Origin of the sequence: Kitasatospora albolonga (assembly GCF_039535905.1) — a bacterium.
Lineage (GTDB): Bacteria > Actinomycetota > Actinomycetes > Streptomycetales > Streptomycetaceae > Kitasatospora > Kitasatospora albolonga.
In genome coordinates, this window is record NZ_BAAAYB010000050.1 from 1 (window position 1) to 14,661 (window position 14,661).

Sequence of the window (14,661 nt, forward strand, 5' to 3'; positions counted from 1 at the left end):
GGTATCACGTCAGGCTCCCCCACAGCGGCACGGCGCGTGGCGCTAAGCGGGCCCAACGTCTAGGTCGACCAGGCCGCAGGACTCCTCGCTCTGTGGTGTCCGTGACTGCGCGACGGGATCCGGGCCTGCTCGCTGTGCAGTGTGCGGCCGCCCTTCATGACTCGGGGAGCAGCAGCCGCCAGCCGACCGGGAGGTCTGCCCGCGTCGGTGGACATGAGAACGTCTCGTTGTGCGCGCCACGGCTGGCAGTTGACACGGTGCGTCCGGCGCCGGGGACAGTGATGTCGGCGTGAACGCGCGCAGACTTGTCCCGACGCTTGGGCAGGTCCACCGGGGCGAGACCGTCAGAGCCCACGCGGACACTGCCCGGTCCTCGGGTGTCGGCACTGTCTCCGGCCGGTCGAGGAGTGAGGCCGGCTCGCCGCCATGGCGGGTGCTTGCGCGTGTGACGAACTGGGTGCAGCGCCGTGCGGGGCCGCCGTGTGTGGGGCGAGTCGCTGCCAGCATCGTGAAACCGAGTGCGGCGCACACCGACTTTCTGCCGGGAGGGTGCCGAGCAGGGCGTACCATACGCGTGTGCCCACCTGCGCTGGTCGCGGATCGGCGTGAAGTGGGGCGAACCTAGTTGTGTCCTGAGATAGCTGGCGACGGGATGGCACTCGCCTGCTCTGTCGTGTTGGTCCCGCTCCGTGGCTGCTTACAAACGTCGCGCTTTGTCAATTCGGGCTTCCCTCACAGTAAGTAGCGTCGCGCTGCCGTTTTCCACCTGCTGGAAAGTAGTGCCCTACGCACTCTCGTCGCAATCCGGGAGGAATGCCGGAGTCACCCACTTCCGATGTGTCGGTCCGGGCTGCTTCCGTGTCAGTACGCGGGCCGAGAAAACCGACCGTGCCTCGACCGCCAGCAGCAATTGCATGAGCATGTATCGCCCAAACGGCAGTTCACCGGGAGACGCAGCAACCCCGAGGAGCACCATGGCCGAACTCTCCACCCGTTGTCCTCTACCTCACCATCCAGCGCACATCGCGGTGTGTGGAACCGCGTGCTCACGCTGCCCAGCTCCTGCGTGGAGCGCGAGTTGGCCCTGGCCCGTGCAGCGCAGCACGGGATATGGACTGTCCTGAGTCACGTCTCCCTGGAGCACCTCCGAGCACTGCCGCGACCACATGCAGCTGCTGCATAGCAGGACCTTGGCCGACAAAGGTCCGAGTCTCGGCCAGTCCTCGGTGACACACCTCCGTGTTTGAGCCGCCTGAGGAAGGTGAGGGACGGTGCCGGCTAGCTTTTCGACCTTCCAGTACCTTGTGGCCCGTCGGACACGTCGGGCGTCTACGGCGTCATCAGCCGACGAGGGCCGGCAGCTTGCTACCAGGGCGGCGCAGGCCTCTGCCGCTTGGTTTTCCTACGCGAGGTGCTCCTCCTCCGCGCTCATAACACCTTCACCGCACGATCCACGCCGTGGGCCCTCCGGTCTCGGGCAGGGCGTTAGCGCGTGCGGCCGTTGCGGCTGACGCTGCCCGGCCCTCGCAGTCACGCTTGAGCCCGCCGACACGCCTCGGCGTTCGGGGTCATTTTTATTTGCACAAGCAAGTTGAGTGGTCCGCGTCACAACCACTTCGCCAAGTGGATGCTTGACCAAGCATGTACCTGCTCGGCTAACTTTTCTCTCGACAGCGCACGATTCGAACAGCCGAACGGCACCCCGACTGCCCCAGGCTGCGACCGCGAGGAATCCCGCCGTGCCATCGTCCCGCCTCGCCGAGACCGTCGCCTCCCACGGCCGCACTCGGCCCCACCAGATCGCACTCCACCACCACGATCAGGCCGTCACCTACGGCCAACTGCTCACTCTCACTGAGGAGTTGAGCAGGAAGCTGGCACAGCTGGCGCTGCCGGAAGGCAGCACCGTCTGCGTGCCGGCCCACAAGACGCCGCGCACCGTCGCCCTTCTGCTGGCCCTGGCCGGCCGGGGGCACGTCGCCCTGGCCCCCTCGCCCGACCTCGGCCACGAGGTGCTCGACCGCCTCGCCCGGCAGGCCCGGGCGGTGCGGGTGCTCACCGCGGAGGAGAACGGCGCCCTCGCCGCCGCCCCGGTCGCGGCGGACGAGCTGGAGGCCGAGGGCTTCGCGGTGGCGGACCCGGCCCGGACCAGGCTGCTGCTGACCACCTCCGGCTCCACCGGCACGCCGAAGATCGTGCCGATCGAGCAGGACGGCTTCGAGGCCTTCGCCGACTGGGCCACCGAGGAGTTCGGGCTCTCCGCCCACGACACCGCCCTGTCCTACGCCCCGCTCAACTTCGACCTCGCCCTGCTGGACGTCTGGGCCTTCCTCCGGCTGGGCGCCACCGTGGTCCTGGTCGACCGTCAACGGTCCACCGACGGCGAGCAGTTGGCCCAGCTGGTGGCCCGGCACGGCGTCAGCTTCCTCCAGGGCGTCCCGATGATGTACCGGCTGATGCTCGAGCGGGCCGGGGTCTTCCGCACCGTCCGGCACACCGTCTTCACCGGCGACCGGATGCCGGCCGAACTGCTCGGCCGCACCGCACCGGCCTTCCCCCGGGCGGCGTTCCACAACGTGTTCGGGTGCACGGAGACCAACGACTCCTTCATCCACCGGCTGGACCTCGCCGACCTGTCCGGCCCGATGCCGATCGGCCGGCCGATCCGCGGCACCGACGCCCTGGTCCTGGACCCGGACGGCCGGCGGATCAACGGCCCCGGGAGCGGCGAGCTGCTGGTCAGCACACCGTTCCAGACCACCGGTTACCTGCGCCGGGAGCTGAACGCGGCGGCCTTCACCGAGCTCGACGGCAAGGTCTTCTACCGCACCGGCGACATCGTCAGCCGGGCCCCGGACGGCCGTCACTTCCTGGAGGGGCGCGCGGACTGGCACGTCAAGGTCCGCGGCATCCGCACCAACCTCCAGGAGGTGGAGAACGTCATCGCCGCCCACCCGGACGTCGCCGAGGCGGTGGTGGTCCCGCTGCCCGACCCGGAGGCCGGGGTCCGCCTGCACGCCCACGTCACCCACCGGCCGGGGACCCCGCTCACCGGTCTGCGGCTGCGCACCCACCTGGGCCGCCACCTTCCGCGCCACGCCATCCCCAGCTCCGTGCACGTCACCGGCACCGCCCTGCCCCGCACCTCGACGGGCAAGCCCGACCGCAACCTCATCAAGCAGAACCGCCTGAAGGAGAGCGACACATGAGCAGCAGCACCGAGATCGCCGACGAGGTCCGCACCTACGTCGCGGCCGAGTTCCTGGCCGGCGAGGACGCCTCGGACCTGACGGGCGACTACGACCTGATCGAGTCCGGCGTGCTCCACAGCCTGGGCCTGGTGCGCCTGCTGTCGCACTTCACCGAGGCCTACCGACTCCCCGTCGACGACCTGGACTTCACCCCCGACGACTTCCGGACCATCGACTCCATGGTGGCGCTGATCCTCGAGCACAGCCCCGCCACCGTCTGACGCACCCTCCGTTCCACCGCGTCACCGTTCCACCGCGCCACCGGCACCCCCACCACCCACACGGAACACCTTCCGCGTTTCGCATAGGAGAGACAGACATGTTCGTTCGCAGCCTCGATGACGTCGCCCCGGTCGAGTGGGGCAACGGCACCAGCCACCGCCTGCTCACCAAGTCCGACGGCATGGGCTTCGCCGTCGCGGACACCCTGGTGCGCAAGGGCACCTCCAGTGCGCTGCAGTACCGCAACCACCTGGAGGCCTGCTACTGCGTCGGCGGCTCCGGCGAGGTCGTGGAGAAGGACGGCACCCGTCACAAGATCACCAAGGGCACCATCTACGTCCTGGACCAGCACGACCCGCACTACCTGATCGCCTCGGACGACGAGGACCTGCTGCTGGTCTCGATCTTCAACCCGCCGATCGTCGGCACCGAGAAGCACACCCTCTCCGAGGACGGGTTCTCGCAGTACTGATCCGCCCCGCACCCGGGCCCGCCGCACCCCCTGGCGGCGGGCCCGACCCGAGCGGCCGGCGGACCCGGCCCGCGCGCGACCCACCCGAGGAGCCTGACGTGACCGAGGACCTGTACCAGCTCACCGCGCCCTGGGCCGACCGGCTCAACGCCGACCTGGCGAAGTCGGACGCCGCCGGGGAGTTCCCGCGCGACAAGTGGGAGGTGCTCCGGGAGACCGGTCTGCTCCGCACCCACGTCGCCACCGAGTACGGCGGCGCCGGCCACGGCCTGACCGCCACCATGCGCGCCCTGGAGGGCCTCGGGTACGTCTCGCACGACGCCGGGCTCTCCTTCTCCGCCTCCACCCAGATCGTCTCGGTCGGAGTGCCCCTCCAACGCTTCGGAAGCCCGGAGCTGAAGGAGCAGCACCTGCCCCGGATCGCCTCCGGCGAGGCGGTCACCGCGCACGCCATCACCGAGAGCGGCGGCGGCTCGGACGCGATGAACCTGACCACCACCGCCCGCCGCGAGGGCGACCACTACGTGGTCGACGGCGGCAAGATGTTCATCACCAACGCGCCGGTCGCCGACCTCTTCCTGCTCTACGTCCGCACCGGCAGGCCCGGTCCGTTCGGCCTCACCACCCTGCTGGTGGAGGCCGGCACCCCCGGCCTGACGGTCGGTCCGGCGATGGACAAGATCGGTCTGCGCACCAGCCCCATCGGCACCCTCTCCTTCGAGGGCCTGCGGGTGCCGGTCCGTCAGCGGGTCGGCCAGGAGGGCACCGGCTTCCTGGTGCTGGACCACGTGATGAAGCGCGAGGTGCTGTTCGGCTTCTCGCTCACCCTGGGCGAGATGACCAGGCGGCTGGAGACCACCATCGCCTTCGCCAAGGAGCGTCACCAGTTCGGCCGGCCGATCGGCGACTACCAGGCCGTCTCGCACAAGATCGCCGACATGAAGATCCGGGTCGAGACCGCCCGCAAGTGGCTGACCGACACCGGCGCCAAGGTGGAGCGCAACGAGGACTCCGCCCTCGACCTCGCCGCCACCAAGACCGTGGTCTCCGAGGCCAACCTCCAGACCGCGCTGGACGCGGTGCAGATCCACGGCGGCCGCGGCGTGCTCACCGAGTACGGCATCGAGCGCGACCTGCGCAACTCGATCGCCGGGACGATCTACTCCGGCACCTCCGAGATCCAGCGCAACCGGATCGCCACCCTTCTCGGGCTCTGAGAGGGCCCTCCGAGAGGAACTTCCCGTCATGACCGAGCAGTTGGACCACCTCATACTCCCCACCGCCTTCCTGGACCACCAGACCGAGGAGGTGCAGGCCTTCGTCGACCACGCCGTCAAGGACCGCTCCGCCGACCCGGTCACCAAGGCGGTCGAGCTCTACTACGCCGTCCGCGACGGCGTCTTCTACGAGGTCTACGGCGCCCCGCTGACCCCCGAGGGCCTGCGCGCCTCGAACACCGTCACCACCAAGTCCGGCTTCTGCATGCACAAGTCGGTGCTCTACGCGGCCGCCGTCCGGGCCGTCGGCATCCCCTCCCGGCTGCTCTACAGCGACGTGCGCAACCACCTCGCCTCGCCCCGGCTGCTGGAGCACATCGGCAGCGACGTGTTCTTCCACTCGCTCACCCAGGTGCACCTGGAGGGCAAGTGGGTGAAGGCCACCCCGGTCTTCAACAAGCTGCTCTGCAAGCTCTACGGGATGCAGCCGCTGGAGTTCGACGGCCGCACCGACAGCCTCTACCACCCGACCGCCGAGGGCGGCGGCTCGATGGAGTTCCTGACCGACCACGGCGCCTTCGACGACCTGCCGTACGACTTCGTGCTGGCGAACATGCGCCGCAAGCACCCCAAGTTCCTGGACGACACCGGCACCGGCACCGTGTCCGGCGGACGGCTGGCCGACGAGGCCACCGTCCCCACCCACTGAGGAGAGCGACAATGAGCAGCACTCCCCCGCCCCTCGACGGCTGGGACGCCTCCACCCGGATCGGCGTCGTCGTCCCGCACGCCGACGTCGGCCCGGAGGCCGAACTCCAGGCCCTCGCACCGGAGTCGGTGACCATCCACGGCTCCCGGATCCACTTCGCCGCGATGAGGGCCGGCGGCGAGATGGACGAGAAGATCCCGCACGACCCGATCCGCTCCTTCGTCCAGGCCCCCTATCTGGACCAGGCGGTCGAGCTGCTGGCCGCCTCCCCGCTGCACGCCCTCACCCTCGGGTTCACCTCCTCCTCGTACGCGCTCAAGGCCGCCGGCGAGCAGGAGCTCTACGAGCGGCTGCTGCCGGTCACCCGCGGACTGCCGCTCACCGGCACCACCAAGGCCGCCCGGGCCGCCTTCGACGCACTCGGCGCCCGGCGGATCGCGGTGGTGAACCCGCCCTGGTTCGACGACGCGCTCTCCACCCAAGGAGCCGACTACTTCCAGGAGTTCGGCTACCAGGTGATCCACCACGGCCCGTGCGGGCTGCCCTCGAACCAGAAGGCGATCACCCCGGAGAACCTCTCCGCCTGGATCCGCACCACCGTCGCCGCGCACCGCCCGGACGCCGTCCTGGTGGCCGGCAACGGCATCCGCGCGGTCGGCACCATCAGGCCCCTGGAGGAGGAGCTCGGCTTCCACGTCCTGACGGCCAACCAGGTCCTCATGTGGCACGCCCTGCACCTCGCCGACGCCGCCCACCTGGCCGCCGCCGTCACCGACTACGGCCACCTGTTCTCGGTCTCCCCGAAGGAGGGCGCGGCATGAGCCTGCTCGACGCCCAGTCCTACGAGGCGGTCTTCGGCACCCCCGAGGGCGACACCTACCGCGTCCCGCTGGTCTGCTGGCGCGAGGACGGCGAGCACGTGCACGGCCTGGCCCTGATCAAGGGTCACCTCCGCCGGGTCGACCGCCTCCCGCAGTTCCTCCGCTACGCCGACCGCACCGAGACCCGCACGGTCCCCCCGGTGACCACCCCCGAGGTCACCGCCCTCACCCCGGTCCGCCCCCTCTCGGACGCCCAGCTGTCCTGACCCCCTCGCCCCCGCCCCCTCCCCGGGCGGGGGCGTCCGGCACAATCGGCGTCATGACGGGGAACGACATCCGAGCGGTTTTCGAGGCGGCCGGCTGCGAGGGCGCGCTGTGTGTCCTGGAGGTCGGCGGTGAGGGTGAGGTCGCGCTCGACGCCGAGGCGCCGGTGGTGGCGGCTTCGGTGAGCAAGGTGCAGATCGCGTTGGAGGTCGAGACCTGGTTCGCCGAGGGCCGGCTCGACCCGCGCGAGCGGGTGGTGCTGCGGGCCGGGGAGCGGACCGACGGGCCCACCGGGCTCTCGCTGCTGGCGGACGACGTCGAACTCTCCCTGCGGGACCTGGTGGTGCTGATGCTGACCGTCAGCGACAACCCCGCCACCGACGAGCTGCTCCGCCGGGTCGGCACCGCCTCCGTCAACGCCACCGCCGAACGGCTGGGCCTCGCCGGCACCGTGCTCGGCTCCGACCTGCGGACCATGCTCGACACCGTCGGCGAGGACCTCGGCCGGGCCGACTGGGCCGACCTCCAGCGCTGGTCCCCCACCGCCACTCCCCTACAGCACGCCGAGGCCGACCGGCTGCTGCTCGCCTCCCGCACCCTGGACCCGGCACGCTCCCCGCTGCGCACCACCCCGCGCGACATGGCCCGCCTGCTCGCCCTGATCTGGACCGACCGGGCCGGACCGCCCGCCGCCTGCGCCCGGGTCCGCTCGGTGATGGCCCGTCAACTCACCCGCCACCGCCTCGGCAGCGCCTTCCGCCCACCCACCCGGGTCGCCGCCAAGAGCGGCAGCCTCTTCGGCATCGTCCGCAACGAGGCCGGCGTGGTCACCCTCCCCGACGGCCGCCACTACGCCGCCGCCGTCTTCACCCGCTCCGCCCCCGGCGCGGACGACGCCGCGATCAGCACCGCCATCGGCACCGCCGCGGCCCTCGCCGTGGCCACCCTCGCCGGGAGCGGGTGACCGGACGGCGGTCCCGGCCTCCTACGGGGCGGGCCCGAGGGGTCCACCGAAGGTGCTGTCAGGAGCCGGGCGCGCGGAGGGAGGCGGAGAGAGCGCGGGCCTCGTGTTCGGTCATGCGGGGGGTCTCGTAGGGGACGGCGTTGACCCAGCGTTGGGTGAGGCGGGCGATCCGCTCGCCGTAGCGTTCGGCGGTGAGCAGGTCGCCGCGGGAGCCGGCGCTCTCGGGGCCCTGGTCGGCGTGGCTCTGGCTCATCAGGCCGAGCCAGGAGCCGAGGCGGTTGAGGTCGTCGCGGCTACCGCCGCTCCAGTTGTTGCCGGGCATGTCGCCGACGCCGACCCACTGCATGCCCATCTGGGCGCCGAACACGGCGAGTTGTTCCAGGACGGTGAGCTTGTCGCCGCTCTGCGAGGCCGACATGGTGAAGGCCCCGGCCAGCTTGTCCTTCCAGGCCTGGGTGGTGAACGGGGTGAAGGCAGCCTCCATGAAGGCCTTGAACACCGCCGAGACGCTGCCCATCAGGGTCGGGGACCCGAAGACGATCGCGTCCGCCCGCTCCAGCAGGGCCATCACCTCCGGGTCGTACCAGCGGCCGGCGTTGACGTCCGCGGCGCGCAGCGGCACCAGGTGCACCTCCGTCCCCGGAACCGACCGGGCCCCGGCCGCCAGGTGTTCGGCCAGCACCTCGGTGTGTCCGTGGATGGAGTGGTACACCACCGCCAGGGTCACCGTGGGAGTGCCGTCCAGATCGTGCGAGGTCATCACAGCTGTTCACCGCTTCCGTTCGTCGGTCCTTCGCTCTCGCCGTCCATCACACCCCGTGGCTGACGGGCCATCAACGGCGATCTGCGGACCGCAGCGATCGGCCGCGGCGATCGATCGGGGTAGCGTGGCTCCCGTGGACAGGATCGAGTTGGAAGCGTTCGTCGCCGTCGCCGAGGAGCTGCACTTCGGCCGGGCCGCCGCCCGGCTGCACCGGGGGCAGCCCACCGTCAGCGAGGCGGTCCGACGGCTGGAGGGGAGCCTGGGCGGGCGGCTGTTCCACCGCACCAGCCGCCGGGTCTCGCTGACCGAGCTCGGGGAGGCGATGCTGCCCGAGGCCCGGGCCACGCTGGCGCAGCTGCTCCGCTTCCAGCAGCGCGGACGCGCACTGGCGGCGGGCGAGCGGGCCCACACCACTCTCGTGGTCGCGCACGCCGAGTACACCTGCCACCAACTCCTGCTGCGCTGCCTGCCGTTGCTGCGCGAGCGGTTCCCGGAGGTGACGATCGTGCCGGAGGTGATGTCCACCGCCGCCCAGGTCTCCGCCTTGCGGGCCGGGACCCTCGGGCTGGGCGTCGCCTGGGCGCTCGGCGAGGTCACCGGGGTCAGCGCCACCGCACTCTCCACGGAGCGGTTCGTGGCTCTGCTCCCCGCCACCCATCCCTTGGCCCGGCAGCGTGAGTTGAGCACCTCCGAGCTCTCCGCCAGCAGCCTGCTCACCTGGCCGCACCAGGTCAACAGCGGCCTCTGCGACCGCCTGCTGACCGCCTTCCGGATCGGCGGCGCCGACCTGCGCATCATCCGCACCGCCGACAGCGTGCACGCCATCGCGGCCCACGTGGCGGCCGGCACGGGCATCGGCATCACCGTCGAGTCGGCCTTGGACGTGACTCCGCCCGGGCTGCGGGCCGTACCGCTGACCGGGCCGTCGACCGCGGCCGAGCAGGTGGTGCTCACCGCGGCCGATCCCTCCGAAACCGCCCTCGCCCTGCGCGAGTTGCTGCTCCGGGAGGCGTCGGCGGGGTGACCCTCAGTGCCGGTGGTGGTTGTCCGGTTGGGACGGGTCGCCGGGGTGTTCCAGGCCGGGGACGAGGGTCAGGCGGGTGGCGCGGGTGTGGTCGAGCCAGCGGGCGAAGGTGAGGCGGCGGGCGGCTCCGTGGGGGTCGGCGGTGGGGGTGGTGGCGGGGCGGGAGCGCAGGCCCACCAGGGTGGCGGTCCAGCCGTCGGCGGTGACCTGGGTGCCGGGTGGGGCGGCGCGCAGGGCGGCGGCGAGGGCGGCCGGGAGGCTCTCCGGCGCGGCCTCGAACTCTCCGTCCGGGGTGGCCAGTTGCCAGAGCGGATCGACCGGCTGCGGAGGCGGTGGGGGCGGGGCGGGAACGGCGGAGGTGACGGCCGTGTAGACGGCGCGGACGGCGGCGCTGCCCTCGAAGGCGGCGGCCGTGATGGAGCCCAGCTCCACGGCGGCGCGCTGGTCCAGGCGGACGGGGCCGGGCTCGGCGAGGTCGAGGCCGCGCTCGGCGGCGACGGCGGCGCACAGCTCCTCGGTGAGCAGTACCTGGGCCACCCAGCGGGTGAGTTGGCGGTCCTCGGCGCTGCCGGGGGCGGGCAGGGCGGAGGAGCGCGGGCCGGAGCGCAGCGCCGCCAGGCGGCGGTCCAGCCCGGTGCGCGGGATCGGACGCCCGTCGAGCAGCCCCAGCACGGACGGGGCGCCGTGGGTGCCGTGGGTGCCGTGACCGCCGGCGGCGCCAGGGACGGCGGGGCCGTTCACGGGGACACCACCAACTCGACGGTCGGGGCGTACTGGCAGCGGCCGTACCACATCACCTTGATGACGGCCCAGAAGGTGCCCGGTGCGCTGCCGGTCGGGGCGTGGACGGTGAACGGGACCTCGGCCGTGGCACCGCCCGCGATGTGGAAGCCCCGCACCGGGTCGGGCAGCAGCTCCCAACTCCCCCAGGGGGAGACCAGTTGGAGCTCGCCGCGGATCTCGCCCCGGGTCCGGTTCGCCAGCCGCAGCACCAGCTCGGCCCGGCCGCCGGGCGCGACCCGCACCGTGTCCGCGGCGACGTCGACCGTGAGCCCGGTGTCCCGGCCCTCGGTGGCGGTGGTGCCCTTGGTCTGGGACCACTCCTCGGGCGCGGGCCCGGGCGAAGGCAGGTCGACACCGACGGCCACCGTGCAGACGTCCTCGACCAGTTGACCGTCGTGCTCGGTCCGGACCGCCACGAAGTACAGCCCGGGCGCGGCGTCGGCGGGCGGCGCGAGGGTGACCGGGAAGCGGACGTGGCCGGAGGCGGCGAGCCGGTAGGGGCGGCGGCGCGGGTTCACGCCCCATCCCTCGGGGGCGATCACCTCCGCGGTGCCCTCCACCTCGGCGTCCACCAGCTGGGAGGCGAGGACGGCGGAGAGCTCGACGGGGGCGCCGTCCGCCACGGGGACCAGGCCGGGCGTCAGGCCGACCGAGACCGGGAGGTACCCGAGCGGAGCGGGGCCCCGGTTGTGCAGCCAGTAGCGGGAGTGGACGGGCTGGGCCGTCTCCGCCGCCGGGCCGAGCAGCGCACCGCCGGGGGCCTCGGGCGCGGCCGGACGGGCCGTCAGGGTGACGATCCCGGCACCGTCCAGTGCGAGCGGGAGCGCGACCGGGGCGAGCGGACGCTCCAGCAGGTCGGCCCGGTGAGGGTCGGTGAGGGTGAGCGCGCCGGAGAGGGTGGCCGCCCGGCCGAGGCCGGTGGACTCCACCAGGCGCAGCGTGACGCCGCTCGCGGGATCGGCGGGGGCGGCCGAGCCGTGCGCGTGCGGGTTCCCGGTCGGCTTCAGCGCGCTCAGCCGGACCTCGCGCTGCGGTTCGACGCGCAGCCAGGAGTGGTAGGCCGGCAGGGTGCCGGCCCGGGCCGGGAGCACGGCCGGCAGCAGCGGGTGGTTGTACTCCTGCCCCTGGGAGGGCAGGTGCAGGGCCCGCCAGTCGCCCTCGCCGGAGACCAGGCTGTAGTCGAACTGGTGCGTCCAGTGCTGGAGTTGGAAGGAGGAGCCGTCCGGGGCGGTGCGCCGGGGCGGGTCGATCCAGACGCCCGAGGGCCAGCCGGTGCAGGAGCGCAGCAGGGAGAGGTGCAGGGCGCCGGTCGGGTCCACCGCGAAGCCGGGCATGCCGCGGTTGAGCAGGGCCACGGTGTGGTCGGTGAGCCGCTCGGCCTCGGGCAGCGGCCCGTCGGGGCTGACGGCATCGATCACCGCGCCGTCCAGCGGGACCGAGGCGGGGTCGGCCAGGATCAGGACGGGCAGCGCCCGCGGCCCGCGCAGGTCGGCGTTGGGCTGCCAGACCTCGCGCAGCGGCTTGTGCGCCGGCACCCAGACCCGCCCGTGCTCGGCCAGGACGGCGCGGTGCGCGTCCCCGGCCGACGCCAGCAACTCCGCGGCCAGCGGGTTGACTTCGGGCCCGCCGAGGACGATCCGGACGTCGGGCAGGTTGGAGTCCACCTCCAGCCAGCCGTAGCGCGCCCAGTCGGCGCCGGCGGTGGTCGCGGTCACCCCGCAGCGGGCCAGCGCGACGACCAACTCCCGCGCCTCCCGCGCCCGTTCCAGCGAGGGGACGACCACCTCGGCCACCCCGATCGCCCGCTCGCCCAGCGCCGAGCCGTCCGGCGCGCTGAGCCGGACCCTGGCGGTGGAACCGAGGCCGAACCAGGTGTTGGCGGGGTTGTCGAGCGTCCAGGGCGCCTCGGCCACGTCCACGTCCGGCAGGGCGAAGCCGCGGCCGATCACGGCGTCCGCCACCTCGCTGACCGGCAGGGCGCCGGGCAGCTCGACCGGGAAGCGGACCCGGAGCAGCCGGTCGGCGCCCCGGTGGTCCACGACCGTGGTGCGGAAGTCGATCCGGTCCTCCCCGGCCCAGAGGGTGACGGTCTGCTGGTGGGCCAGACCGTCCACCTCTCCGGTGACCACCAGGCGCTCCCCCAGCGGCCCGGTCTCCCGCCGCACCGCGGCGGGCCCGGCGGCGGAGCCGACCACCGGCCCCTTGGGCAGCAGGTGCCAGGGCCCCTCACCGAAGTCGGGGTGCTGCGGGTACTCCTGGTAGACCCTCAGCTCGTTGCCGACCCGCCCCTCCTGCAGCAGCTCGCGCCCGCACCGCAGGTCCAGGAGGCTGCTCAGGGCGCCGCCACGCGCCGGGTCGGCCGTCACCCGGTAGCGCGCGTTCGCGGCGGTCGTGCCCTCGGCCGCCGACCAGAGCGGCCGGGCGGAGGGGCCGGGGAGCAGCCGCCAGGAGCGCCACCCGAGCGCCGGGACCTGCTCGGCCCGGAACCACAGCTCGCCGTCCCGGACGGCGCTCGGCAGCTCCGCTCCCCCGTCCGGCGCCAGCAGCCGTCCGCCGGTCACGCCCTCCGGCAGCGGCACCCGCACCACGCCCGAGCGGTCGAAGGAGAGCGTGTTGGTGACCACCACCGCCAGCCCCTCCCCCCGGGTGTCGACCGCACCGGTGAGCGCGGCCAGGGCCGCGTCCCGCACGCCTACCGCCAGATCGTGCGCCTCCCGCCAGCCGCCGGCCAGGTCCAGGTAGACCTGATCGGACTCGGAGCCGGTGATGGCGTCGTGGTGCGCGCCGTACGCGAGGTGGCGCCAGACCTTGTCCAGGGCGGCGGCCGGGTAGCGGCCCAGGCCCTGGAGGGCGGCCAGGGTGGCGAGCTTCTCGGCGTCCACGGCGGCGGTCTCGCCGGCCCGTTGGGCCTGCTTGGTGTCGATGTAGGAGACGTCCTTGCCGGTGTAGACCGGGTTCATGTCCCGGCTCTGCGGGCTCAAGGCCCGTCCCGACGAGGCGAGTTCGGCACGGACGGCGTCCAGGAAGTCGCGCGGGGTGCCGCAGACGAAGCGCGGCCAGAGGTACTTGGCGGCCCAGGAGCGGTGGATCTCGGTGACCCACTTGTTGGGCGGGGTGTAGTCGGTGCCGACCGGAAGCAGCAGGTTCCTGGTCGCGCCGACGGGCTTGAGCTTGCGGTAGAGCCCGTACACCGCCGCCTCGGCGGCGGCCAGGTCCGGCGAGCTGTCCATCCACCAGCCGGCCGAGTAGTGGTGCGGCATGTAGTGGGTGAGCACGCCCCGGCCCGAGGGCGCGAGCCACTCGAACTCGCTGGGGAACTGCATCACCGTGGCGTCGTCCTTGGCCTCCCGGAAGTTCTTCTGGATCGGGCCCCACTGGTGGAAGGGCCCCCGCGCCCAGGCGCTGCCGGTGAGCCCGGCCTCGGCGAGCAGCCCGGGGAACTGCGGGTCGTGGCCGAAGACGTCCAACTGCCAGGCGGTGCGCGGGTCCCCGCCGAGGACGTCGCGCTGGTAGCCGATGCCGTAGAGGACGTTGCGGATAGTGGTCTCTGCGCCGGTGAGGTTGGTGTTGGGCTCGTTGTAGGTGCCGCCGACCAGCTCCACCCGGCCCTCGGCCGTCAACTGCCGCAGCTCGGCTCGGCGCTCGGGGTGGAGGTCGAAGTAGGGCTTGAGGTAGTCGACCTCGGCCAGCACGAAGCGGTAGTCCGGATCGCGCAGGGCCAGGTCGAGGTGGGCCTCCATCAGGGCGAAGCCGTTGCGCTCCCAGAGCGGCCGGGTGGTGGCGTCCCCGGCGAGCAGTTCCCAGGGGGAGGTGTAGGCGGCCTGGGTGTTCCACCAGACCGGGTCGTAGTGGAAGTGCGAGACCATGTACATGGTCCAGCCGGGCTCGGCGACCACCACCCTGGCGGCCGCCAGGGCGTCCCCGGCCCGTACGGTGACCGGGAGTTCGGTGCCCACCGGGTGGGCGGTGAGGTCGAGCGGGACCTCGACCGTCCCCGTGCCGGCCGCGGCGCCCTCGACCCCCGGCCCGGTCACGGTGACCACGGCGGGCGGCCCGTCCAGGGTGACCCGCAGGAGCTGGCGCGGGGCCTCGGCGGTGCCGGTGAACAGGTCGGTGGACTCGACGGCGGTGATGCTGACCGGCACGGGGCTGGTCCTCTCTCTCGTCACCT

The 14,661-nt window shown here is 72.7% G+C and carries 12 protein-coding genes; 9 read left to right on the forward strand and 3 right to left on the reverse strand.

Going from position 1 to position 14,661, the window contains the following annotated elements:
- Positions 1 to 1,739 precede the first annotated feature (1,739 nt).
- From ABD946_RS12275 to ABD946_RS12310, 8 genes are all read left to right on the forward strand, one after another.
- Positions 1,740 to 3,209, forward strand: coding sequence for an AMP-binding protein (locus tag ABD946_RS12275; RefSeq protein WP_345282909.1), 1,470 nt, complete (start codon positions 1,740 to 1,742; stop codon positions 3,207 to 3,209).
- Complete coding sequence (locus ABD946_RS12280) at positions 3,206 to 3,472, forward strand: acyl carrier protein (protein ID WP_345282912.1); 267 nt, start codon at positions 3,206 to 3,208, stop codon at positions 3,470 to 3,472. Before ABD946_RS12275 ends, ABD946_RS12280 begins: the two co-directional genes overlap by 4 nt.
- Before the next feature lie 98 nt (positions 3,473 to 3,570).
- A complete protein-coding gene (locus tag ABD946_RS12285; RefSeq protein WP_345282915.1) occupies positions 3,571 to 3,945 on the forward strand; it encodes an ectoine synthase in 375 nt (124 codons plus the stop codon).
- 98 nt (positions 3,946 to 4,043) lie between these two features.
- Positions 4,044 to 5,162, forward strand: a complete 1,119-nt coding sequence (locus ABD946_RS12290) for an acyl-CoA dehydrogenase family protein (RefSeq protein ID WP_345282917.1) — start codon at positions 4,044 to 4,046, stop codon at positions 5,160 to 5,162.
- A gap of 28 nt (positions 5,163 to 5,190) precedes the next feature.
- Positions 5,191 to 5,871, forward strand: coding sequence for a transglutaminase-like domain-containing protein (locus ABD946_RS12295; RefSeq protein WP_345282919.1), 681 nt, complete (start codon positions 5,191 to 5,193; stop codon positions 5,869 to 5,871).
- Positions 5,872 to 5,882: 11 nt separating this feature from the next.
- Entirely contained in the window at positions 5,883 to 6,692 is an 810-nt protein-coding gene (locus tag ABD946_RS12300; RefSeq protein WP_345282921.1) for a maleate cis-trans isomerase family protein, read from the forward strand.
- Positions 6,689 to 6,958, forward strand: coding sequence for a DUF6253 family protein (locus ABD946_RS12305; protein ID WP_345282923.1), 270 nt, complete (start codon positions 6,689 to 6,691; stop codon positions 6,956 to 6,958). The genes ABD946_RS12300 and ABD946_RS12305 overlap by 4 nt, the downstream gene beginning before the upstream one ends.
- A gap of 53 nt (positions 6,959 to 7,011) precedes the next feature.
- On the forward strand, positions 7,012 to 7,920 hold the full coding sequence (locus ABD946_RS12310; RefSeq protein WP_345282925.1) for a serine hydrolase: 909 nt from the start codon (positions 7,012 to 7,014) through the stop codon (positions 7,918 to 7,920).
- A gap of 58 nt (positions 7,921 to 7,978) precedes the next feature.
- Here ABD946_RS12310 and ABD946_RS12315 read toward each other — a convergent pair whose 3' ends face one another.
- Entirely contained in the window at positions 7,979 to 8,680 is a 702-nt protein-coding gene (locus ABD946_RS12315) for a flavodoxin family protein (RefSeq protein WP_345282927.1), read from the reverse strand.
- 136 nt (positions 8,681 to 8,816) lie between these two features.
- On the opposite strand from ABD946_RS12315, the gene ABD946_RS12320 reads away from it, so the two are divergent.
- Entirely contained in the window at positions 8,817 to 9,707 is an 891-nt protein-coding gene (locus ABD946_RS12320; protein ID WP_345282928.1) for a LysR family transcriptional regulator, read from the forward strand.
- 3 nt (positions 9,708 to 9,710) lie between these two features.
- Here the strand turns inward: ABD946_RS12320 and ABD946_RS12325 are convergent, their stop codons facing one another.
- Positions 9,711 to 10,448, reverse strand: a complete 738-nt coding sequence (locus tag ABD946_RS12325) for a DUF7158 domain-containing protein (RefSeq protein ID WP_345282930.1) — start codon at positions 10,446 to 10,448, stop codon at positions 9,711 to 9,713.
- Positions 10,445 to 14,635 carry a glycoside hydrolase family 38 N-terminal domain-containing protein gene (locus tag ABD946_RS12330; RefSeq protein WP_345282932.1) on the reverse strand — a complete coding sequence of 1,397 codons (4,191 nt, stop codon included), beginning with the start codon at positions 14,633 to 14,635 and terminating at the stop codon, positions 10,445 to 10,447. Before ABD946_RS12330 ends, ABD946_RS12325 begins: the two co-directional genes overlap by 4 nt.
- Positions 14,636 to 14,661 lie beyond the last annotated feature (26 nt).

What these genes read in the sequence shown, in the direction of transcription:
- ABD946_RS12280 (WP_345282912.1), top strand. Translation starts at nt 3,206, where the DNA reads ATGAGCAGCAGCACCGAGATCGCCGACGAGGTCCGCACCTACGTCGCG.
- ABD946_RS12285 (WP_345282915.1), top strand. Translation starts at nt 3,571, where the DNA reads ATGTTCGTTCGCAGCCTCGATGACGTCGCCCCGGTCGAGTGGGGCAAC.
- ABD946_RS12295 (WP_345282919.1), top strand. Translation starts at nt 5,191, where the DNA reads ATGACCGAGCAGTTGGACCACCTCATACTCCCCACCGCCTTCCTGGAC.
- ABD946_RS12300 (WP_345282921.1), top strand. Translation starts at nt 5,883, where the DNA reads ATGAGCAGCACTCCCCCGCCCCTCGACGGCTGGGACGCCTCCACCCGG.
- ABD946_RS12305 (WP_345282923.1), top strand. Translation starts at nt 6,689, where the DNA reads ATGAGCCTGCTCGACGCCCAGTCCTACGAGGCGGTCTTCGGCACCCCC.
- ABD946_RS12310 (WP_345282925.1), top strand. Translation starts at nt 7,012, where the DNA reads ATGACGGGGAACGACATCCGAGCGGTTTTCGAGGCGGCCGGCTGCGAG.
- ABD946_RS12315 (WP_345282927.1), bottom strand. Translation starts at nt 8,680, where the DNA reads ATGACCTCGCACGATCTGGACGGCACTCCCACGGTGACCCTGGCGGTG.